Origin of the sequence: Cohnella panacarvi Gsoil 349 (genome assembly GCF_000515335.1) — a bacterium.
GTDB classification, from domain to species: Bacteria; Bacillota; Bacilli; order Paenibacillales; family Paenibacillaceae; genus Cohnella; species Cohnella panacarvi.
Map to the genome: position 1 here is coordinate 1,569,554 of NZ_KI911563.1, position 21,122 is coordinate 1,590,675.

A 21,122-nucleotide genomic window follows, 5' to 3' on the forward strand; every position below is an offset into this window, starting at 1 on the left:
ATATTAACCGCTCTTGACTAGTCAAGGACTTAAGGAACGACGCTCAAGGGGGCCGCGCCGCGGCCCTTTGCCTTGGTTAGATACATATGCGGATACGCCCCGTGGTACAATGGAGAGAATCATTGCCCGTTCCATTCCATCCATCCATTCCCGAAACGGAGGCTCTCGCCAATGGACGCTGCGATTATCGTCGAAGGAAAAAACGACCGTTCCCGTTTATCCCGCGTGCTCTCCGCCGAGATTCCGATCCTGTGCACTTTCGGCACCCTTAATACGGAACGTATCGAATCGCTTCGCAAGGCGGTCGGAGACCGTCAAGTCTTCTTGTTTACCGATCCCGACGCTTCGGGCAAACGCATCCGAGGCGTCCTTCGCGACGTGTTCCCGGATGCCGAACATCTCTATACGCGCCGCGGGTATAACGGGGTGGAAGGAACTCCGGAGGAGTATTTGATCCAACAGCTCGAAAAAGCCGGTCTGGAGTCGTATATTATTTACCCCGATCCGCCGCTCACGGCTTGGCCGAAGGAATAAATGCACGGAGTCGCATGCCTCTCCAATGATCCTGAGCGAAAGGGATATCGTTGTAAAGCAAAGGGACGAAGACAGCAATTACGCTGACTCGTCCCTTTGCTCGCGCCGGTTAGAGCACCTTTTTAATTTGGGTGACCATTTCCGCCGGTTGCAGCTTCTTGTCTCCCAAATCGACATCGATATAGTCCATGCCGGAAATCCAATCCCGGATTTTGCCGTTCTCGTCCAACAAGACGACGACGTTGGAATGGCTGAAATTGCCCTTCTCGTCCTTGTAGACCATGACGCCGAATTTTTCGGCGATCGCGGCGGTCTCCTTCTCGTCTCCGCGCAGGAACTTCCATCCCGTCATATCCGCGTCGAACGTATCCGCGTAATCTTTAAGCACTTCGGTCGTATCGTGCGTAGGATCGATCGATACCGACAGCATCTGCACCTTGTCCCCGAACAGCCCCTCTTCTTTCAACTCGTCCTGGACTTGGGACAGGATCGCCGTCGTCGGCGGGCACACGTCCGGGCAGCTGGCGAAGAAGAAGTACAGCAGCCGCACTTTGCCGTTCGTGTTCTGCAGCGTAACCTCGTTGCCGTCCGTGTCGGTGAACGAGAAATCGGTTCCGCCTTCCCGGACGGGCAGCTCGTTGGCATTGTTATTCGTTTCGTTCTGGCTGTACAACAGATAGCCGCCTAACGCCAAGCAGATCACAAGCATAATGAGCGGAAAAGTATAGCGTTGCAACAAAGTGCGATCCTGCTTATTCGGCGCGACTTCAACCTGATCGTTCGTAGTCTGATTATCGTTTCGTTCCTGCTCCATTCGTTACACTCCATTCGTGTCGAGAATCATGACGAAAAACATGATCATCAAATAATTGATCGAAATGATGAAGTCCGTCCTGGCCCACTTGTCGTCATCCTTGGCGCGGAAACCGGACACCGCATGAATGAACCAAATGACGACGATGACTAGCGACAAAACGAGGAAATAGACGCCTACGTAATCGTAGGTGTACATAAGGATCGATGCCGGAATAAGCAAGAGAATGTACGGGAGCATTTGCCATTTCGTCCGCGTTACGCCTTTCACCACGGGCAAGAGCGGGAACCCCGCCGCCCGGTATTCCTCCATGCGGCGAATGGCGAGCGACCAGAAATGCGCCGGTTGCCATAGGAATAACAGCGCGAATAAAATCCAAGCGCCCGCATCCACCTCCGTGGTTACGGCGCAGTAGCCGATAACCGGCGGCATCGCTCCGGATATCCCTCCGATCGATGTACTCCAGGTGGAGTTTCGTTTGAGCCACATCGTGTAAACGACGACGTACACGAACATGCCGAGCAATCCCAGCCATCCCGTGAGCGGGTCAACGAGCGAGAACAGAACGGCCAAACCCGCTATTCCTAGCGCGATGGCGTAGGCCAGCACCGCTCCCGGGCTCATTCGGCCTTGCGGAAGCGCGCGGTTGCGGGTACGGGCCATCTTCGTGTCGAAATCGCGGTCCAAGTAATTGTTGAACACGCACGAGGAAGCCATCGTAAGCGCGGAGCCGAGCAGCATCCATACGAGTAGCCAGCCATCGATATGCCATTTTGAAGCAACCCAGAAACCGCCGAATCCCGCGATCAAATTCAATCGGATGATTCTCGGTTTCGTTAAGGCTACGAGATCTTTAAGCACGGTGCTCCTCCTTTGTGACGAACAGAGCGGCAATGCATTTACGCCATTTTGTCTGTTCAATGATACCGCAAATGTTCAAGCATTGACAATGTTCGCCGTCCCGTGTTCATGAAATCGCCACCTGGTGTGAACAAGGTGCGAACGCGCCTAGAAAACGCCGGATTACCAGTCACATAATGCCGTGCAGCTCAATACACTGTAATGCGACAAGTGCCTAATGAATTGAAGGAGGATTTACCACATGTTTAACAAAACGCCATGGCCATCCGCACCGCAACAACAGGGGATGATGCCGATGCCGGCTCAAATGCCTTCTACGATGCAAATGCCGATGCATATGCCAATGCCTATGCCTATGCCGATGCCTACCCAGACGCCGACTACGCTGCCTGCCCCATTGCCCCCGGGAAGCATACCGATCGCGCCGGGCGCACCTGCTTTCCCCGGTACGTTCGTCCCTGAAGAGTCGTACGTCGAGAACATTCTGCGCATGAACTTGGGCAAGGTAGCGACGCTGTACATGACGTACGAAAACAACTCCGAATGGAACGCCAAAATTTTCAAAGGCGTGCTCGAGGCGGCCGGACGCGACCATATTATTATCAGCGATCCCGCGACGGGCAAACGTTACTTGCTGCTTACGCTCAACCTCAACTATATTACGTTCGACGAGCCGCTTAACTATACGTTGCCGTTCGGTACCGGCACGACTACCCGTTAACCGCTTCGACGGGACGGAACGTCCAGATGCGAAGCCCGGCTTCGCCGCCCTTAATCCATAGCGTCATCTTCTCCCAGGAACGCCCTTCGCGGCGTTCCTTTTCGATTCGCGCGGCATGATCGGCGTCCGTGATTTGCCAGATTTCGACGAACACGCCCGGTTGGGCCGTATTTTCCAGAGCCTGCATGGGCAATCCTTCGCTCAACCGCTCATTCATCCACTTTAAGTAAGCTTCGCGACAGTCGTGCAATACGACGTACTCGCAGAATAAGATCATGCTGTTCCCTGCCTTGTTTTTATAATTTCGCCGATAGTCGTCCATACTGAATCAGTAGCGAACGATAACGAAGGAGGCTCTTCGACATGGACACCGGCACCCATTTCGTGTTCGGGCTCGGACTCGGCGGCTTGGCGATGGTCGATCCCGTCATTTCCTCGTACGATTACGGGGCCGTAGCCATATTGCTCGGTACGGTGGCGGGGTCTAACGCCCCCGATTTGGACAGCCTGTTGCGCCTTAGGAGCAATGCCGATTATATCAAAAACCATCGCGGCTTGTCCCACTCGTTTCCAGCCATTGTCGGCTGGGCGGCTGCCATTACCGCTTGCGTCTCCCTGATTTTCCGCGACATTCCTTGGTGGCATATCGGGTTTTGGGTGCTCTTGTCGGTCGTTGTTCACGTGTTTATCGATTTGTTCAATTCCTACGGCACGCAGGCTTTCAGGCCGCTAAGCCGACAATGGGTCGCATGGAACATCATCCATATTTTCGACCCGTTTATTTTTTCCACCCATTTGCTCGCAATACTGCTGTGGATTTCCGGATTCGCTTCTCCCACCGTTATTTTCCCGATATTGTACGGAATGCTCGCCGTCTACTACATCTGGCGAACGCTCGTTCACCTCAATTTGACCCGCAGGATGCCGACGATCGATTCGAGCAGGGAAAACAACGATCGCTACACGCTAATGCCTACGGTTTCGCTATACCGTTGGAACCTCGTCAAACAGTCGGAGGACGGCACGTACCATATCGGAGAATGGGACCATGGCAAGCTGAAATGGCTGGATTCGATGAAATGCGACGTGCACCCTGCGCTAGACGCTTCTAAGGAACATGAAGACGTTAAAGCCTTCCTCAGCGTTACTCCGTTTCCCTGCGGCCAAGTCACGCGGCAATCGTGGGGTTACGAAGTCAGATGGGTCGACGTTCGATACCGCTATCGCAAACAATATCCGTTCGTCGCCGTCGTGCTCATGGATTTCTCCTACTCGCCCCTTCAGTCTTTCGTGGGTTGGCTAAGCGACGAGAGGCTCGAGAAGCGCTTGCGAATGAATTCGTACTGAAAGCGGAGGAAGCCCCTCCGCTTTCTTCAGGTACAAAATACGCTTGACTGCGCGCGCGCGGAAGCGCACAATATGAAAAGCCCGAGGCAAGCCTCGGGCTTTCGGCGGGTAACGAGTATTCGTTAACGTTGGCCGCCGGACAGTTGTTGCTCAGCGATTTGGACAAGCTTCTTCGTAATGTAACCACCCAGAGAACCTGCATCGCGGGATGTTACATTGCCGTAATAGCCATCTGCCGGAAGCGTTACGCCGAGGGATTGCGCTGCCTCGGTTTTCATGCTTTCCAGAGCATTTTTAGCTTGCGGAACGATTAGCCGATTGCTTCGGTTTCCTGCCATGAGTGAATTCTCCTTTCGCTGATGATTGGTTGCAAGCTTGCCTTGTTAGTATGCTAGATGTACAGAAAAATATGCTCAAGGAGTTGTTTCATTGTGAGTAAATCGCTTTCGCTATTTTTTGCCTGCACTTCCGTTGCGTTCATGCTTGCTACCGGATTCACCATCAGCGAGAACGGTTGGCTCGCGGCGCTATTCGGCTTGATCGCGCTCGCGATCATCGGATACGGCTTCAGCCTAAAAGCAAGGATGCGCCGATCGCGAGCAACGAAGGACTAGCCTTTGCGGCGGCGAACCGGCGGCAGGAATCCCATCGCTTCCTTCACCTTTGCCAGCGTCTGTTCCGCGACGGCCGACGCGCGCTCCGCGCCGGCCTGCAAAATTTCGCCGATCGCCCCGGAAGATCTGATTTCGTTGTACTTCGCTTGCAGAGGAGCAAGCGCGCCAACGACGACTTCCGCCAAGTCTTTCTTGAAAGCGCCGTAGCCTTGCCCCTCGTAAGCGGCTTGGATTTGCTCCAGCGATTGCCCGGAGCATTGCGCGTAGATGCTCATCAAGTTGCTGATCTCCGGCTTGTTTTGCGCGTCGAATACGATATCCCGACCCGTGTCCGTTTTGGCGCGGGCTATTTTTTTGCGAATTTCGTCCGGCGTGTCGAGTAGAGCGATATAGCTGCCGGCGTTCGGGCTGCTTTTGCTCATTTTTTTCGTTCCGTCGTCGAGAGACATGATCCGCGCGCCGACTTTAGGAATATACGGTTCGGGAATGACGAACGTCTCGCCGAACCGGTAATTGAATCTGCCGGCCAAGTCGCGAGTCAGCTCGAGATGCTGCTTCTGGTCGTCTCCTACCGGTACAAGATTCGTATTGTACAGCAGAATGTCCGCGGCCATAAGCGACGGATAGACGAATAGGCCTGCTCCGATGGCTTCCTTGCCCTCGGACTTATCTTTGAATTGGGTCATGCGCTCGAGCTCGCCCATATAGGACAGCGTCGTCATGAGCCAGCCAAGCTCCGCATGCGCAGACACGTGAGATTGCATGAAGATCGCCGCATGCGCAGGATCTAAGCCGGCGGCTACGAACAGCGCGGCGACGGCCTCGCTCTGCTCGCGAAGCGCGGCAGGCTCCTGCGGGACGGTTACCGCATGCAGGTCGACGACCATGAAGAAGCAATCGTGTTCATGCTGCAGCGCAACGAAGTTTTTCATTGCCCCGATGTAATTGCCTAGCGTTAGCTTGCCGCTCGGTTGAATACCGGATAAAACGCGTAATTTGGACATCTCAATCGTACCCCTTTTTTTGAAAATAAAAAAAGCCTTCCTCCGCAAGGGACGAGAAAGCCGTGGTGCCACCCTAATTCGTTCTGCGCATCGCAAGCCGCAAAACCTTCTGTTCCGTTATCGGAGAACGACCGGAGAGCATGGGAACGGTTGTGCTCTCGCAACCGTCGTTTCGCTCTCGGCTCCAGGATCCATTCCGCGCAAGGGGCGCACCGGTTTCCAGCAACCACCGGCTCTCTGTGAGCGCTCCGCATAGACGTACTTGTTCCCTTCAACGCCATTAGATGTCAGGTTTTTACCTATTATACGCTTAGCATTGCCATTGTCAACTCATCACCGACAAATCCGTTCATATTCGAATCTGGCCAAGCATATGCTCTTATAATCCAATTAGGCCCCGGGAAGTGAGTACGTGCATTGGGACTTCGATAAACTGCAGACGTTCAAGATCATCTTCATCAGCATCATTCTCGAAGCATTGCCGTTCCTGCTGATCGGCGTGCTCGTATCCGCGATCCTGCAGGCATTCGTGTCGGACAGGCTAATTGGCAAGCTAACTCCCAGGCATCCGATTACCGGAGCACTATTCGGCAGCCTGCTGGGCATCGTGCTCCCCTTATGCGAGTGCGGCATGATCCCGATCGTCCGCAGACTGATCCGCAAAGGTCTTCCTGCCTATATCGGTCTTACCTATATCGTCGCCGGACCGATCTTGAATCCCGTCGTCGTAAGCGCTACCTTCGCCGCGTTCCGCACGAATCGCGAGCTGGCTTACTCGAGGTTTTACTTGGCTTTCCTCGTCTCCTTCGCGCTCGGTTTGTTGCTGTACTCTTTCATGTCCAAAAATCCGATGAAAGCCGAGTCTCACCACCACCATCAGCACCACCGTAACAATCGCCTTCATGCCTCCGTCGGCAGCAGCGGTTTCATGCACAAACTCGCCCATACGCCCGGTCATGCTGCCGAGGAGTTTTTCGACATGGGCAAGTTTTTGTTGTTCGGAGCGTTCTTTACGGCCCTGTTGCAGACGGTCATTTCGCGTCAAGCGATCGCTGCGGTCGCCGACCACGATTTCGGTTCTCAATTGTTCATGATGGGGTTGGCCTACTTGCTGTCGCTGTGCTCGACGTCCGACGCCTTCGTCGCCGCATCCTTCAACTCCTTGTTCCCGCCGACAGCGTTGCTCGCGTTCCTCGTATTCGGGCCGATGGTCGATTTGAAGAGCACGCTCATGCTCCTTTCCGTCTTTCGGCGCAAATTCGTGCTGGCCTTCATCTTGCTCCTGTTCGCATTAGTATTTGTCGGCTCGTTTCTATTCGGTGAACTTGGATGGGTTTGAGGAGGGAATGACCCGTTGAACTTGAAATATCGCCTGCACGAGACTATCCATTATTTTCTTCGCTCGTTCATACTCGCTTCGTTCGCTCTCTTCATCGTCTATCTCGTTCGAACCGATAATCTGGATCTATATATCGCTGCCAGAATGCAATGGCTTGTCAAGTGCACGGCCTTGGGCATGTACGTCGTCGCCGCTCATCAGCTATACAGGACCCTCCAAGCACTCTCGGGCAACCGCTCGCACGCACGCGACTGCTGCGACGATCATACCCACGACATGCCCTCATCTTGGCGAACCGGTCTGCTGCTATACGGCTGGTTCGTGCTGCCTCTCGCCTTGGCGTTGCTCATCCCGAACGGCTTGCTCGGAAGCGCGATGGCCGCCGCCAAGGGGGTTCAATTCCAGGCTGGGCAGATCGTCATGCCCGAATCTCCCTCCGATCCGTTCCTCCGAAGCTTCGCCAAGTATGGACAAGAGCTGTCGAAGCAAGACCCGATTCGCGTTCAGGACGATCGTTTTATCGAGACGCTTACGGCGCTTGATCTATACAAACAAGCTTTTATAGGACGTACGGTGCAAATACAAGGTTTCGTATACCGGGAGAGGGGGATGAACAACCGCCAATTCAGCGTCACGCGCTTCGCCATGAGCTGCTGCTCGGCTGATGCGTATCCTTACGGCATACTCGTTAAGGACGATAACGCTTACTCGATTGAAGAGAATGAATGGGTATCCGTAACCGGTACATTGTCCCTTGCTTCTTACAACGGCATTGAAGCCATACAGCTCGTCGCGAACGACATCCGGTACATCCAGCCGCCCGACAACCCTTACGTATCCCCTGATGTATACTTCGAGCTGGAGTAGAAGGCTTCGCAAACAAACGAAAACGGGGATTGCTCCTGGGCAGTCCCCGTTTATTGTAAATAGGTTATGTAATGGATCCGGCAGTTATTCGTTGGCAACGTCTTTGCGTTCGCTTCGTTTAACAGGCGGTCTGAAAAATACGTTGGCCATATTGTAGTTAGACTCGAATTGAACGCTTACATAGACTTGGCCTTGCCTTAATACGAAATCGTAAGCGATTTCGCCATGCGTCCAGGTCCGCTTATGACGCAATGCGTCCACGGCCATCTGACGCAATTGTTTGACTTGCGCTGGCGTCAGCCCTCCCACGAAGTCCGGTTGCCGACTTCCGCAGTCGAGCGGCAAATGCCGGATGCCGAAGCGTCCAACCTTATCATCACGGATTTGAAGAACGATTGTCCCTGCAGTTAGTCCCTTAAGTTCTGCCTCAAGTTGCTCTAAAGCTACATTGACCTGCCTTACCAGTGAAGTTTGATCCATTAATATCCTCCTTTGTACTTAAAATGAAAAATTTACCTTTCAGTGACTCAAGACCCATTGTAGTGGAATTATTTGAGAATTGCAATCTTTTTGTAAAATTTAGTTGTGAAATGTAAATTCCTGTTGATCGGAGGCGCAGCTTTCTTTTCCGCACGCCTTTCATCGGTATCCCCTTCGCTCAGGCACCCCCTCTCCTTTATTCCATTACACCGGTATCCCCTTCGCTCAGGAAGCAATCGCCCTGCTCCCTTAAATCGGTATCCCCTTCGCTCAGGATAAGGAAGGTTGGCGCTGTTTAAATTAAAAAAAAACTTGCAGGAGCAATCTATTTTTGCTAACATTTAGTAGAACACACGTTCGTATTTCAGAGGCGGGTGAGACTGTTGGAAATGACACTAGAAGAATTCGATGAGTTGTTCAAAACAGAAGAAGACTGCTTAGAAGCACTGTATGCAGCGAAATGGCCCAATGGCTTCTTATGTCCGAGCTGCTCACATACGCAATGCTATGTCATCAGGTCCCGCAAGCTGCCGCTCTACGAATGCCGCAAATGCAAGTCCCAAACTTCCCTTATCTCCGAGACCATTTTTCGCAACTCGCGAACGCCGCTTCGGTCCTGGTTTGTAGCCATATTGCTTCACACGCGATGGAACGGGATCAACGCTGTCCAATTAGCCGATGCCATTAAAGTAACCTATAAAACCGCCTGGCTAATGTGCCACAAGCTGCGTTACGCGATGAGCAAAGCAGACGCCGATACGCTGTTAAGCGGAATTGTGCGAATATCCGACGCGTTGATGTACAGACGAATCGTCCCACCCAGAAATTGTATCGAATTCGAACAACCGCTGATGGTCGGATCAATGGATAACGAGCGCGGCGAGCCCACACATGTCAAGATCCAAATCTCTCCGAGATCGCTAAGGACTGACAGACACGGATCGCCGGATCCGACGCCTTTCATCAACCGCGTAGTTTCTCCGGAGTCTATTCCTCATGCCATCTTTACGAAGCGGCACGGCAAAAATGTAAACTACACATTGGTTGGCATCTGCCGGGACGCGGAGACATGGATCGCTTGGACGTTTCGCGGCATCGGTCTGAAGCATTTGCAGGTGTATTTGGATCATTTTTGTTACGTCGGCAATAGGCCTAAAGCGGTGCTCTATCATGAGATATTTAAAGATTGCGTACAACGCAGAGCCATTGATTATCCCACGCTCACAGGTTCCAATCAACGAAGATCATCCAGACCAAACAGATCAACGAAACATGAAACAATGCTAGCAGGATAAGGTCCTTTGTCACTCGCGCAGCACCTGTAACTTCGATCAATCCACTCCCTGAGCGAGGGGGATACCGGTAAAAGGATGCAAATCGGGATTACGACCCATCACTCCCTGAGCGAAGGGGATATCCTTGTAAAGGACATCAAAAAGACCTCCCCCGATCATCGAGGAAGGTCTGGCATTACTTCGAACAAAGAGCCGCAAAGCGTTCTACATCTTCGACTACCCTGGACACGGCGTCGCGCCAGAATTCCGGTTGATCCACCTGAACGCCCAGGTGGCGAGAAGCTAGTTGCTCTACCGTCATGACACCGGTGTCTCGCAAGAGCCGATCGTACTTCGAGCGGAAGCTATCGCCTTCCCGCTCCGCGATAGCGACGAGGCCAGTGCTGAACAAGTAACCGAACGTGTAGGGGAAGTTATAGAACGGCACATCGGTCAAGTAAAAATGGAGCTTCGACGCCCAAAAATGAGGATGCCACGAGCTGAGCGAATGGCCGAACGCTTCTTGCTGCGCCTCGACCATGAGCTTGTTAAGCTCCTCCGTCTCGACCATCCCCGCTGCTCGGCGCTCGTAGAACCGCGTCTCGAACAAGAACCTCGCGCGAATATTCATGAAAAACGCAACGGCGCGTTGCAGGCGATCGTCCAATAACGATAGCTTCTCCTGATCGCTCGCCGCTCTGCTCAGCAACGCATCGCTCACCAAAGCTTCAGCGAACGTAGATGCTGTCTCGGCCACGTTCATCGCATACTCTTGCGCCATCGGCGGAAGTCCGTCTACGAGCGCAGCGTGATAAGCATGCCCAAGCTCGTGGGCCAACGTAGAGACGTTGCCGGGCGTGCCTGAGTAGGTCATGAAAATTCGGCTTTGCTCGCTGATCGGAAAGCTCGTGCAGAATCCGCCGGGTCTTTTGCCCGAACGGTCTTCCGCTTCGATCCAGTTATCTTCGAAAGCCTTCCTGGCGAGGTTGGCCAGGTCTGGAGAAAAACGCTCGAACGCTTCCGTGATGATATGTGACGCTTCGTCGAATGAAATTTTAGCTTGACTCGAAGCGATCGGAGCATCGACATCATGCCATGCCAGCTGCGACTTGCCGAAATAGCGGGCCTTTAGCGTCAAATATTTCGAAAGCGGCTCTATCCCCTCCGCTACCGCTCCCCACATCGCATCGAGCGTCGCTTTGCTCATGCGGTTCATCTTAAGCGGTTCCCGCAACGGATCGTTCCAGCCGCGCATGCCGTAAAGCTTCAGCCGGAACCCGGCCAATCGGTTTAACGTATCGGCGCAAAGATCCGCTTGCTCAGACCAAGCCTGTTCCCATTTGGCCGCCATCAAGTCGCGAACTTCCGAATTTGCGTCATCCAGCTTGTTCGCCGCTTGGCCGACGGACAAAGAGGTTTCCGAGTCCCCTTCCTTCCAAGGAATAGAGATACGGCTTACGATCGTGTTGTAATGTTCTCCCCAGCCGTGATAGCCATCTACGGCCAGTTCGCTCGCTACGCTCTCAAGCTCCGGAGGAAGCTTCTCCTTAGCCGCCTCGCGAAGCTCGTTAAGAGGAAATTGGACGGCTGCCCGCGCGGAATCTCCGCTCCACCGCACCCATTCGGCCTCCGGCACCTCTGCCAGCTTCGACTCGAACAAGACTTGCGCTTGCTTGAACTTCGCCGACAACGATTGAATGCGTTCCGTCAAAGACACGGCCCTTCGGTCGCTCATCTCCTGAGAGGCGAGACACGACACGAACGCATCCGCTTCTCTCAAATGCGCCAAACCTCGCTGTAACCGATCCGTCCACTCCGTCAGTAACTCGTCCCCCGCAAGTTGATCCCCGGCATCTTGCAAGTCCTTCAACAAATCGGCAATAAGCGATTCCGTCTGTTGAACGAATGCCGCAAAACGCGGAGAAGAAGAGCCGCCCTCGAACAGCGACTCCAAGTTCCATCTCATATTCATTTTTTGTTCGCTTCCTTTCTATTTGCACGCCGCTTCCCGGTGATGTTATCTTAGTACAAGAAAGGAGGGGCTTACATGATCCCATTCCGTAACAGCTGGCCTTACGATATTACAGGCAACGACGTCATCGTGCAAGAATGTCCCTTCTGCAAATCCGCGAACGTCATTCTCCCGCTTAAACCCGCCGACGTCGAAAGCTTATACGGCGGGGCGCGCAAAATCATGCTGGTCTTTCCTTGCTGCCATAACCGCCTTCGCATTATCGATGCGGATTCCGACTATTTGCTTGCGAATCGCCAGATTCGTTAACCGCTTAGCTTCATTTCCTCGGGCAGTTCCATGCCCCGCCCCGTCATCTCCTCGCGGATGTTCTGCCATTGCTCACGGGAAGCCCGAATCATCGAGGCGTCCGTAATGCTGCGATCGTGAATGACTCTTCCGAACCACTTCACGGCATCGTTGAAATCGCCTAAGCGACGGTGCAAATCTCCGATCAGGAACATTAGCCTTGCGTTGCTGAGCGATTCGCGCTCGGTCTGAAATACGCTTATGTAAGCGTTAAGCGCGTAGCCTAAAAATCTATTCTCCTGGTCGATATCACCTTTATAACGGAACAACCAGGCAATGTGGTGGAGCAACCCCGCGACGACACGGTCCTTCTCGCCGGTAATCTGGGCGGACAGCAACGATAGCTTGTAACACTCCATCGCCTCTTCTTCCGTTCGCTCGCCTCCGTAATCCTTATGTTGCCATTTGCTGCCTACTTGATCGAAGAAAGCTTTTCTTAATTTATCCGGGAGATGCTCCGTAAAGTTCTCCGTAGACGCGAAGCCGCAATAAGGACATACGCGCACGACATAGAAATCGGGATTCACTTCTTTAAAGTACGAGCAAAAGTCCGAGTCGGTCCGCACGGCCCTCTTCAAGCTCGGACGAACGCGGGAGGTTTGAAAGCTCGATTCGCAGCAGTGGCACTTCACTTTGATTTGAAATAGCGGTTCCACGAAGCTTCCCCCTTTCGATTAAGATGGATCGGTATTGACGAAATGATGGGCGGGGCCCGAAAGCCTCTCGATCATAAGACGTTGCAGCTGTTCCGGAATCGAGGTTTCCGCAAGCGCGGCCGTCATGCAAGATAACCAGGCTTCGGCACGCTCGGGCGTAATCGGGAACGGCAGATGGCGGGCTCTCATCATCGGATGCCCGTATTCATCGGAATAAAGGGAAGGTCCCCCGAAGAATTGGCTCAAAAACATATATTGCTTTTCCATAACCGGACGAATGTCGGAAGGAAATAGCGGAGACAACAACGGGTCTCGTTGTACTTTAGGATAAAATCTCTCTACGATCTCGCGTACCATCGGCGCTCCGCCAATGGCTTCATATATCGTTGCGTAACTAGACAAATCGTCCCTCCTGTCGCGCGGATGCTATTAGGATGCTGGACCTAATCATCATGGCTAATGGATCAAGCCTATTATACCACCAAAGTCACATTTTGCCTCTTGAAAAATAAAAAAGATCATCCGAGTTCGGACGATCTAAGCGGCACGAGCCGTTGCGTATGGTTTTCAAACTTCTTCTTCGGGTCTCATCAATGATTCACGGATGACATATACGAAAGCGCATACAATTAATCCTGCGACTACGCCGGCCATATTCATCACTCCATTAAGAAGCAGATTGGATGCAACGGGTTATATGCGTGAATATCTAATTTGATTGTACCATATTTCGTTTAGAACGCCATCTTTTTTTGCAAGCGGTTACAATCCTAAATGCCCTTCGATCGCGGGAAACATTGTCCAACCAGGCTCATATAAATGGGACAAGAGAGTCATTGCCCATTGGAGGGAACAACATTGCGGATGGACCGCCTCGTTGAACGGAACGAGACCCGAATAAGCTCTTTTGCAGGCATGCTCGGAATCGGCGGGATCGCTCTCCTGCTCGGAGGGCTGGCGTTCGGAATGCCCGGCAAAGCGCTTGAAGCCTCCTTGCGCGGCGTTTCGGTATGGTGGGATGTACTGTTTCCGGCCCTCTTTCCTTTTTTCGTGCTTTCGGAAATCATGCTCGGCTTTGGCATCGTTCACTTCGCCGGAAAGCTGCTGGACCCCCTCATGCGCCCGTTATTCCGGCTGCCCGGCGTCGGCGGCTTCGTGGTCGCGATGGGGTTCGTGTCCGGATATCCCGTCGGCGCCCGTTTAACTTCGCGTTTAATGGAACAGTCGATGATTAACCGCGATCAAGGCGAACGGCTCGTCGCCATGACGACGACGTCCGACCCGATCTTCCTGATCGGCGCGGTATGCATCGGCTTTTTCGGCAATACGGAGCCTGCGCTTGTGCTTGCGATCGCCCACTACGGCGGCGCCTTGGCGTTAGGCATTATATCCCGATATCGCGTCGATAAGAACGAAAGCAAGACGGGCCATCCTCCCGGTCCTGCCCAAGGCAGCAGAATCCGCAGCGCATTGGCCGCCATGCACCAAGCGAGACTTGCGGACGGACGTCCCTTCGCCATTCTGTTGCAGCAATCGTTGCAATCTTCCTTGGTTCTCATGATGATCGTCGGAGGATTGGTCGTGTTTTTCTCGGCCGCCATGACGCTGCTCGTCGACAGCGGATCGCTTATCCTGTTCCACCATGCGATCGCGGGTCTCCTCGACTTGTTCGGCTTGTCGCCTCATCTCGCGCCTTCGCTTATTAACGGAACGTTCGAGGTGACGATCGGAGCCAAAGCCGCGGCGATGAGCGGGGATGCCGGAGTCACGCTTCCGCTTGTCCATCGCGTGGCGGCAGCCGCGTTCGTGCTCTCTTGGGCCGGGTTATCCGTGCATGCGCAGGTAGCCGGTCTGATGAGCCGCACGCCATGGCGCTACTGGCCGTTCGCGCGATTCCGCTTGCTGCACGGGCTACTCGCCATGTTCATCGTCTATTTGATTTGGCCGTTGTGCCATTGAGAAGGCAAGCATTGTATTCCCTCCGGTTATTGTTTATGATCTTATCAAATACAGCCACCTTGTCCGGAAGGAGCGTCACCGCTTGAAATACGCATTATTGGACCGTGGAGACCAGCTTTCTCGGCAGTTAGCCGAACAGCTTCACGGGCTTGCAGCGACCAAGGGACTTACGCATAACGAACAAAAGCCGGATATCGTCGTCTCGATCGGCGGAGACGGCACGCTGCTTCAGGCGTTTCACCGTTATAAAGATCAGCTCGACTGCGTGTCCTTCGTCGGTGTTCATACGGGCCACCTCGGTTTTTATGCCGATTGGAAGAAGGACGAGATCGAACAGCTCGTGAGCGCAATGGCCGCCTCGAAGCCTCATAACGTGATCTATCCGCTATTACATATCGAAGTGAATACGAAATCCGGCAGCTCGTCTTACTTGGCGTTGAACGAATTTACGCTGAAGGGCGTCGACGGGACGCTGGTAGCCTCGCTGCTCATTAACGACGAGCCGTTCGAGATGTTCCGCGGCGACGGCATCGTCATCTCCACCCCTTCGGGCAGTACCGGCTACAACAAAAGTCTTGGCGGAGCCGTCATTCATCCGTCGCTCGAGGCGCTGCAAATCGCGGAAATCGCTTCGATCAACAATCGGATTTACCGTACGCTCGGCTCGTCGGTTATATTGCCGAAGCATCATCATTGCGACATCGTACCGAATCCCGACAAAGAGCTGCACATCGCCATCGATCATCTGGCCGTCCAGATGTCAGGCGTCACCTCGATTACGTGCCGGGTGTCCGATCAGAAGGTCGCTTTCGCCCGCTATCGGCCATTTCCGTTCTGGAATCGCGTCAGAGAGGCCTTCATCGGCTCGAAAGATTAATTCTTCGAACGACCAAAAAAGCCTTTTCCCGAAGATCGGCTTCGGGAAAAGGCTTTATTCATTTCTATTATTCGCTCGCGCGGGGATTGTTGCCGCCGCCTTCGTTGCGTTGCGCGCCTTCCGGTCTAGGGCCTTGCTTGCCGCCGAAGCTTTTGCGCCTGCGGTTCTTGCCCGGCCACCGGCTCCCGTTGCGGGCCGCTTCCGCATTCGGATGCGCGCCGCCAGCCTCGCCATGGTTCCGTCCTTCGGCTGCTTGCCGGTTGCCGCCTTCAGCGTTCTGCTGAGGCCTAGGCCCGCGAGGTCCGCCTTGGTTCCCGCGATGCTGGCCATGCTCGCCGCGCCCTTGTCCGCCGCGTTCTTGGTTATGGCTTTGGTTGCCGGAGCCTTGTCCTTGGCGACGCTCTCCTCCGCCTTGACCATGACCCGGTTTCCCGTGCCGGTTGTATGAACCGCCGCCTTCTTGGCCTTGCCGGGAGCCTCCACGATGCTGAGAGCCGCCTGCATTCGCGGCGTTGCTCTCTCTTCGCCGTTCCGCGCTTTCGGCTGCCGCTCTCGCAACCGCGGATACGGTTACATTCGGCACTCTGGCAGGGCCGCCCGAACGTTCCTTCAGCGGCCATCGCATCAGCGGACCGTTGTGCGTCGCCGCCGTCTCGGCCGCCTGCTCGACAGCTTCGCCGGCTGCGGCGCTTGCGCTTGCAGCATCTGCAGCGTTCTGCTGTCCCTGCGCAAGCTCCTCGGGAGTCAACGTCTTGCTATCCACCTTCGCCAAGACGAAATAGGCACACCCGAAATTGCAATATTCGTTAATGTAATCGATCAAGCTCGAGATGACCGATTCCTTCGTCGCGCGCGGATGACCGTCCTTATAGAAGCCGCGAAGACGCAACTGACTGTAACCCCAATCGCCTACGATATAATCGAAGCGCTCCAGCACTTCGCTGTACCGTTCGCGGAAAACTTCCGGATTCCATCCGCTCTTGTTCTCGTGAAGCAGCGAGTAAGCGTTGCCGCCAGCCATGAAGATCACGTTAGGCTCTCCTCCCGAACACCCGTCGTACTTGCCTGCGCGGACTTGACCTGCTCGTGCGCATGATAGGAGCTGCGAACGAACGGCGCCGACTCCACGTGGGAGAATCCGCGCGACAGCCCGTCTTGCTTGAACTGCTTGAACTCGTCCGGATGAACGTAGCGTACGAGATCGATATGGCTCGAGGATGGCTGCAAATATTGGCCTAACGTCAGAATGTTGCAAGCCACCGCGCGCAGATCGTCCATCGCCTGCAGCACTTCCTCGCGCGTCTCGCCCAGCCCGAGCATAATGCTCGACTTCGTCGGGATTTGCGGCTGCATCGCTTTGGCGCGGCTGAGCAACTCCAGCGACCGGCGATACTTCGCCTTCGCGCGCACGCGATTCGACAAGCGCTCGACCGTCTCGATGTTGTGGTTCAGGATGTCCGGCTTCGCGTCCATGACGATCTTGAGCGACTCCTCGTTGCCGAGGAAGTCCGGAATCAACACTTCCACGCTGCACAGCGGCAGCTTGCGACGGATCGCTTTAATCGTCTCGGCGAATATCGATGCCCCGCCGTCCTTCAGATCGTCGCGCGCGACCGATGTCACGACGCAATGCTGCAAGCCCATCTGCACTGCCGCGTCGGCTACGCGCTCGGGCTCCTGCAAATCGAGTTCCGTCGGCAATCCGGTCTTCACCGCGCAGAACCGGCAGGCTCTCGTGCATATATCCCCGAGGATCATGAATGTCGCCGTGCGGTTAGCCCAGCATTCGTATATGTTCGGACAGCGCGCTTCCTCGCACACCGTGTGCAGCGTCTTCGTCCGCATCATCTGCTTGATTTCTTGGTATGGCTCTCCGGTCGTCAGCCTGATCTTCAGCCACTCCGGCTTGGGCGGCTTCGCGCTTGTCGTCATTTCGGTCCCCTCTTTCTGTCCCCCTTATTATAATGTAGTGTAACGCTTTATGCCAATGAAGATATTCAAGAGGGAGAAAGAGTCAAGCTCCGCGTCAAACCCCGGAATATGCCATGAATCCGCCGTCCACCGGCACGGTCACGCCGGTAACGAAGCCGGAAGCGCTTTCGTCGACGAGCCACATAAGCGTGCCGAGCAAATCCTCGGGCTTTCCGAACCGCCTCATCGGCGTATGGGCGATAATCTTGCCCGAACGTTCCGTTAGAGAGCCGTCTTCGTTCGTCAGCAAACGGCGATTCTGTTCCGTCAGGAAAAAGCCCGGCGCGATCGCATTCACCCGAATGCCCGCCTCAGCCATGTGCACGGCCAGCCACTGCGTAAAGTTATTGATGGCTGCTTTGGCCGCGCTGTACGCGGGCACCTTCGTCATCGGGCTCGGCGCGCTCATCGAGGAGATGTTGATGACCGTAGCGCCTGTCTTATTCACCATGTGTTTAGCGAATACTTGCGTCGGGTTCAGCGTGCCGAGGAAGTTCAGGTTAAGCACGGAAGAGAACCCGTCCACGGTCAAATCGAAGAACGTCTTCACTTCCGGATTCTGCAAATCTTCGAGCCGGAAAATCTCATTCGTCGTAATCCCGTCCGGATGGTTGCCACCCGCTCCGTTAATGAGAATATCGCATGGGCCGAGCAACTGCGTAACGATCCCGTCCGCTTCCCGCACGCTTTCCACGTCCAGCACGTTACAAGAGATCGCGATCGCCTCTCCTCCCGCATGCCAAATTTCTTCGGCTAGCGACTCCCCCTTCTCCGCGTTGCGGTTCAGTATCGCCACTTTAATGCCGTATCTGCCAAGCTCCTTGGCCATCTCCGAACAGAGAACGCCGCTGCCGCCGGTGATAACCGCTACGCGTCCCCGCAAATGCTCTTTTCCGCCCATACTCTCAGCCCCTCTAGCCCTCTATGTCTTCGTCCGTTCACAACAGTCCCACAGCCCCCACGCGCGCAAGAGGAATTCTTCCTGCGAATTCACGCACCATCGCGGTAATGTCAATCTCCGGGGTCGCCCCGAGCGAACGGCTACACAACGCCACGCCGTTGGACGGGCTGTCCACGAAATCGAGGATGAGGCGAATGTCGTCGCGATTCTTCGCGATGCGCGGCAAGCTGCAGATCGAATCGGACGGATTGTCCGGTTGGATCGCCATCTTAATGCCGTACTGCTCAGCGACGGGAACGACATGTTCCAAGAAGTGCCGGAGATTATCGCGCAGCTTCTCCTCCGTCACGTCTTTGTACGCCTCGAACAGTTCCGATAGACGGTCCAGAAGCTCCCGCTCCATACCCGGCTTCGCGGCCTCAGAGTTGCACAGATCGCCGCGAGCCCAGTCGAATACCGGCGTGAAGTTGTAGCAGATCGTCTTGACGCCGACAGTCGCGAGATTCGCCATCGTCTTTTTGTAATTCTCGATATAGAGGTCTCGTGTCGGCAAGCCGATCTTGATATCGTCATGGACGTTAACGCATTCTACCACTTCCAGATGCAAGCCGGTTTCGTCGGATAACCGTTTGAAAGCGAGGATTCTCTCCATCGGCCATACCTCGCCCGCGGGCACGTCGTGCAGCGCCCATATGATGCCTTCAACGCCCGGAATTTGCTTGATTTGCTTTAAAGTAAACGCATCGTCGCCTTCTCCATACCAACGGAACACCATTCTCATCTCTTTAGTCTCCTATTACCCTTTGACCGACCCGGCCGTAACTTGCATAAACGAACGATTCGCGAAGAAATAGACGACAAGGATCGGCAGCATCGACAAGCACGCGCCAGCCATCATCAGATGCGTCTGCATCGCCGCGCCGCTCCCGTATCTCAAGTTCGTCAACCCGACCGTTAACGTCTGCAGCTTCGGCGTATTCATCGTAAAGACGAGCGGCAGAATATATTCGTTCCACGCGTTCCGGAACGCGAATAACGCGGTAACCCCGAGACCGGGCTTCAGCAGCGGCAGGATCATTCTCCAATAAATTCCCATGAAGCTGCAGCCGTCGATCATCGCAGCCTCGTCCACGTCCCGCGGAATCGCTTTGAAAAATCCCATCAGGATGAAAAACGTCGTCGCATGCGCGCTGATCAGAATAAACACGACGCCCCACAACGATTGATTCAACCGGATATCGACCATCAGCTCGAATTGCGGGCGAAGAACGACCGCTCCGATCGAGATGAACATCGTGGAAGCTTGCATGACGACGAAAAACCTTTTGCCTATGAAATTCCTGCGGTCCACGACGTACCCCGCCATCGAAGCGACGATCAGCGTACCGACGGTCGAAGCCACGCTCACGAACAGGCTGTTCCACGTATACGTGGAGAAGTTCGCTTGCTTCCACGCTTCCGCGTAGTTCGAGAAATGCCACTCCTTCGGCCAGATCGTCGCTCCGGAAGCGAGCTCCAGGTTCGACTTGAAGGAGCCTAATATCGTCATCAGCACCGGGAAGACGGTGAACAATGCGATGATCAACAAAAACAACCAAAGAATACCTCGCGAAACCCATTTTCCCATCCCGTTCAACGGACTCGCCTCCTAGTAAATCTTATTCAGCCGTCTGGAGAGCATGAAGTAGAATCCGGTTATGACGCCGACGATGATCGCCGTAGCGAATCCGACCGCGCTGCCGTAACCGATCTCTTGGATCATGGCGGATCCCGTCGATACTGGGAACAGCAGTTTGTACACGTACAGGTACATGACCTCCGTCTTGCCGACCGGCCCGCCTTCCGTAAGAACCATGATGCTCTCGTAGCCTTTGAGCGAGACAGTTATCGCCAGCATAATAATCATCTGCATGACCGGTCCCAGCATAGGCACCGTAATTTTCCAAAACTTCTGAATCGCGCTCGCTCCATCGATCTCGGCGCTCTCGTATAAATCTCCGGGAATGCTTTGCAGCCCCGCCAGAAACAGCAGCATATAGTTCCCGATCGCGCCCCATACGGCCAGGATAATGACGGTCAGCATCGCATAATCCGGCCCCAGCCAGTCGATGGCTCCCGATATCAAGCGGTTCTTAAGGAGGAACTGGTTCAATAAGCCGTTGTACGAATTGAAAATAATAAAGAATACGACGGCGATGACCGCGGTACTGATGACCGTGGGCATAAAATAAAGCGCTCTGAGAAAGTTCCTGCCCTTCAAGCCCCGGTCAAGAATGACCGCTATAATTAACGAAAGCGGAATCGTGATCGCGATCTTCCCGCCTGCGTAGACGATCGTATTCCGAACGGCTTCCCAGAACAATTCGTCCCCCCATAACCGGGTAAAATTGTCGAAGCCGATATAGATCATATCTCCGTAGCCTTTGTAGTCGTAGAACATGTAGCGCATCGCCCAGAAAATCGGGTAAATGCCCAGCACCGCGGTCAGAAGGAAGCTCGGCAGCAGGAAGCCGTAATTCTCGACATGGACTCTCCACTTCATACGCATGATCACCTCTTAAGGAGGAGGGCACGGAAGTTGTT

24 protein-coding genes, 1 pseudogene and 1 other annotated feature are annotated in these 21,122 nt (G+C 54.4%); of the genes and pseudogenes, 10 read left to right on the forward strand and 15 right to left on the reverse strand.

The features are described 5' to 3' along the window. Nucleotides 1–171 precede the first annotated feature (171 nt). Nucleotides 172–534 (forward strand): ribonuclease M5, encoded by a 363-nt coding sequence (locus tag COHPA_RS0107575; RefSeq protein WP_027085591.1) that lies wholly within the window; start codon nucleotides 172–174, stop codon nucleotides 532–534. 109 nt (nucleotides 535–643) lie between these two features. On the opposite strand, the gene COHPA_RS0107580 is transcribed toward COHPA_RS0107575, so the two are convergent. Beyond that, complete coding sequence (locus tag COHPA_RS0107580) at nucleotides 644–1,348, reverse strand: SCO family protein (RefSeq protein WP_027085592.1); 705 nt, start codon at nucleotides 1,346–1,348, stop codon at nucleotides 644–646. Nucleotides 1,349–1,351: 3 nt separating this feature from the next. Beyond that, nucleotides 1,352–2,242 carry a heme o synthase gene (gene cyoE, locus COHPA_RS0107585; RefSeq protein WP_084760466.1) on the reverse strand — a complete coding sequence of 297 codons (891 nt, stop codon included), beginning with the start codon at nucleotides 2,240–2,242 and terminating at the stop codon, nucleotides 1,352–1,354. Between the two features lie 208 nt (nucleotides 2,243–2,450). On the opposite strand from cyoE, the gene gerQ reads away from it, so the two are divergent. After that, on the forward strand, nucleotides 2,451–2,930 hold the full coding sequence (gene gerQ / locus COHPA_RS23155; RefSeq protein ID WP_027085594.1) for a spore coat protein GerQ: 480 nt from the start codon (nucleotides 2,451–2,453) through the stop codon (nucleotides 2,928–2,930). Here the strand turns inward: gerQ and COHPA_RS0107595 are convergent. Continuing rightward, the gene (locus COHPA_RS0107595; RefSeq protein WP_035120318.1) at nucleotides 2,920–3,207 is read right to left on the reverse strand and encodes a hypothetical protein; all 288 of its coding nucleotides are present in this window, start codon (nucleotides 3,205–3,207) and stop codon (nucleotides 2,920–2,922) included. The genes gerQ and COHPA_RS0107595 overlap by 11 nt on opposite strands. An 86-nt stretch (nucleotides 3,208–3,293) precedes the next feature. Here COHPA_RS0107595 and COHPA_RS0107600 point away from each other — a divergent pair, with 86 nt between their 5' ends. After that, nucleotides 3,294–4,277 carry a metal-dependent hydrolase gene (locus COHPA_RS0107600; RefSeq protein WP_027085596.1) on the forward strand — a complete coding sequence of 328 codons (984 nt, stop codon included), beginning with the start codon at nucleotides 3,294–3,296 and terminating at the stop codon, nucleotides 4,275–4,277. Between the two features lie 122 nt (nucleotides 4,278–4,399). Here COHPA_RS0107600 and COHPA_RS0107605 read toward each other — a convergent pair whose 3' ends face one another. After that, complete coding sequence (locus tag COHPA_RS0107605) at nucleotides 4,400–4,615, reverse strand: alpha/beta-type small acid-soluble spore protein (RefSeq protein ID WP_027085597.1); 216 nt, start codon at nucleotides 4,613–4,615, stop codon at nucleotides 4,400–4,402. Between the two features lie 93 nt (nucleotides 4,616–4,708). Between COHPA_RS0107605 and COHPA_RS0107610 the strand changes: the two genes are divergently transcribed. Further along, nucleotides 4,709–4,891, forward strand: a complete 183-nt coding sequence (locus tag COHPA_RS0107610) for a DUF5325 family protein (protein ID WP_027085598.1) — start codon at nucleotides 4,709–4,711, stop codon at nucleotides 4,889–4,891. Here COHPA_RS0107610 and trpS read toward each other — a convergent pair. Beyond that, nucleotides 4,888–5,895 (reverse strand): tryptophan--tRNA ligase, encoded by a 1,008-nt coding sequence (gene trpS, locus COHPA_RS0107615; RefSeq protein ID WP_027085599.1) that lies wholly within the window; start codon nucleotides 5,893–5,895, stop codon nucleotides 4,888–4,890. The genes COHPA_RS0107610 and trpS overlap by 4 nt on opposite strands. 44 nt (nucleotides 5,896–5,939) lie before the next feature. Beyond that, nucleotides 5,940–6,179 (reverse strand) — a binding site (T-box leader). Nucleotides 6,180–6,307: 128 nt separating this feature from the next. On the opposite strand from trpS, the gene COHPA_RS0107620 reads away from it, so the two are divergent. After that, nucleotides 6,308–7,234, forward strand: a complete 927-nt coding sequence (locus COHPA_RS0107620; protein WP_027085600.1) for a permease — start codon at nucleotides 6,308–6,310, stop codon at nucleotides 7,232–7,234. 15 nt (nucleotides 7,235–7,249) lie between these two features. Further along, entirely contained in the window at nucleotides 7,250–8,101 is an 852-nt protein-coding gene (locus COHPA_RS0107625) for a TIGR03943 family putative permease subunit (protein ID WP_027085601.1), read from the forward strand. Between the two features lie 84 nt (nucleotides 8,102–8,185). On the opposite strand, the gene COHPA_RS0107630 is transcribed toward COHPA_RS0107625, so the two are convergent. Further along, nucleotides 8,186–8,581: a hypothetical protein gene (locus COHPA_RS0107630; protein WP_027085602.1), complete on the reverse strand. Its 396-nt coding sequence runs from the start codon at nucleotides 8,579–8,581 to the stop codon at nucleotides 8,186–8,188. Nucleotides 8,582–8,970: 389 nt separating this feature from the next. Here COHPA_RS0107630 and COHPA_RS23160 point away from each other — a divergent pair, with 389 nt between their 5' ends. After that, nucleotides 8,971–9,876, forward strand: a complete 906-nt coding sequence (locus tag COHPA_RS23160; protein ID WP_245590334.1) for a transposase — start codon at nucleotides 8,971–8,973, stop codon at nucleotides 9,874–9,876. 175 nt (nucleotides 9,877–10,051) lie between these two features. Here the strand turns inward: COHPA_RS23160 and COHPA_RS0107640 are convergent, their stop codons facing one another. Beyond that, nucleotides 10,052–11,827, reverse strand: a complete 1,776-nt coding sequence (locus COHPA_RS0107640) for a M3 family oligoendopeptidase (protein WP_027085604.1) — start codon at nucleotides 11,825–11,827, stop codon at nucleotides 10,052–10,054. 75 nt (nucleotides 11,828–11,902) lie between these two features. Between COHPA_RS0107640 and COHPA_RS0107645 the strand changes: the two genes are divergently transcribed. Further along, nucleotides 11,903–12,136 (forward strand): hypothetical protein, encoded by a 234-nt coding sequence (locus COHPA_RS0107645; RefSeq protein ID WP_027085605.1) that lies wholly within the window; start codon nucleotides 11,903–11,905, stop codon nucleotides 12,134–12,136. Here the strand turns inward: COHPA_RS0107645 and COHPA_RS0107650 are convergent. Both COHPA_RS0107650 and COHPA_RS0107655 read right to left on the reverse strand, forming a co-directional pair. Beyond that, nucleotides 12,133–12,831 carry a DUF2225 domain-containing protein gene (locus COHPA_RS0107650; RefSeq protein WP_027085606.1) on the reverse strand — a complete coding sequence of 233 codons (699 nt, stop codon included), beginning with the start codon at nucleotides 12,829–12,831 and terminating at the stop codon, nucleotides 12,133–12,135. The two genes, COHPA_RS0107645 and COHPA_RS0107650, sit on opposite strands and share 4 nt — an antisense overlap. An 18-nt stretch (nucleotides 12,832–12,849) precedes the next feature. Continuing rightward, nucleotides 12,850–13,233, reverse strand: coding sequence for a globin domain-containing protein (locus COHPA_RS0107655; RefSeq protein WP_027085607.1), 384 nt, complete (start codon nucleotides 13,231–13,233; stop codon nucleotides 12,850–12,852). 462 nt (nucleotides 13,234–13,695) lie between these two features. Here COHPA_RS0107655 and COHPA_RS0107660 point away from each other — a divergent pair, with 462 nt between their 5' ends. Both COHPA_RS0107660 and COHPA_RS0107665 read left to right on the forward strand, forming a co-directional pair. Continuing rightward, on the forward strand, nucleotides 13,696–14,790 hold the full coding sequence (locus tag COHPA_RS0107660; RefSeq protein ID WP_027085608.1) for a nucleoside recognition domain-containing protein: 1,095 nt from the start codon (nucleotides 13,696–13,698) through the stop codon (nucleotides 14,788–14,790). A gap of 82 nt (nucleotides 14,791–14,872) precedes the next feature. Continuing rightward, nucleotides 14,873–15,667: an NAD kinase gene (locus COHPA_RS0107665; protein ID WP_027085609.1), complete on the forward strand. Its 795-nt coding sequence runs from the start codon at nucleotides 14,873–14,875 to the stop codon at nucleotides 15,665–15,667. A gap of 67 nt (nucleotides 15,668–15,734) precedes the next feature. Here the strand turns inward: COHPA_RS0107665 and COHPA_RS25065 are convergent, their stop codons facing one another. The 6 genes and pseudogenes from COHPA_RS25065 to COHPA_RS0107695 all read right to left on the reverse strand — a co-directional run bounded on the left by COHPA_RS25065 (nucleotide 15,735) and on the right by COHPA_RS0107695 (nucleotide 21,087). Beyond that, complete coding sequence (locus COHPA_RS25065) at nucleotides 15,735–16,688, reverse strand: YutD family protein (protein WP_084760972.1); 954 nt, start codon at nucleotides 16,686–16,688, stop codon at nucleotides 15,735–15,737. Nucleotides 16,689–16,693: 5 nt separating this feature from the next. Continuing rightward, a complete protein-coding gene (gene lipA / locus COHPA_RS0107675) occupies nucleotides 16,694–17,599 on the reverse strand; it encodes a lipoyl synthase (RefSeq protein ID WP_027085611.1) in 906 nt (301 codons plus the stop codon). Nucleotides 17,600–17,693: 94 nt separating this feature from the next. Continuing rightward, nucleotides 17,694–18,539 carry an SDR family oxidoreductase gene (locus tag COHPA_RS0107680; RefSeq protein ID WP_027085612.1) on the reverse strand — a complete coding sequence of 282 codons (846 nt, stop codon included), beginning with the start codon at nucleotides 18,537–18,539 and terminating at the stop codon, nucleotides 17,694–17,696. Between the two features lie 58 nt (nucleotides 18,540–18,597). Then, nucleotides 18,598–19,320: pseudogene (locus COHPA_RS0107685) on the reverse strand (mannonate dehydratase); the annotation flags it as partial. Nucleotides 19,321–19,335: 15 nt separating this feature from the next. Beyond that, a complete protein-coding gene (locus COHPA_RS0107690) occupies nucleotides 19,336–20,166 on the reverse strand; it encodes a carbohydrate ABC transporter permease (protein WP_035120333.1) in 831 nt (276 codons plus the stop codon). A gap of 21 nt (nucleotides 20,167–20,187) precedes the next feature. After that, nucleotides 20,188–21,087, reverse strand: a complete 900-nt coding sequence (locus COHPA_RS0107695) for a carbohydrate ABC transporter permease (protein ID WP_035119396.1) — start codon at nucleotides 21,085–21,087, stop codon at nucleotides 20,188–20,190. Nucleotides 21,088–21,122: the final 35 nt, after the last annotated feature.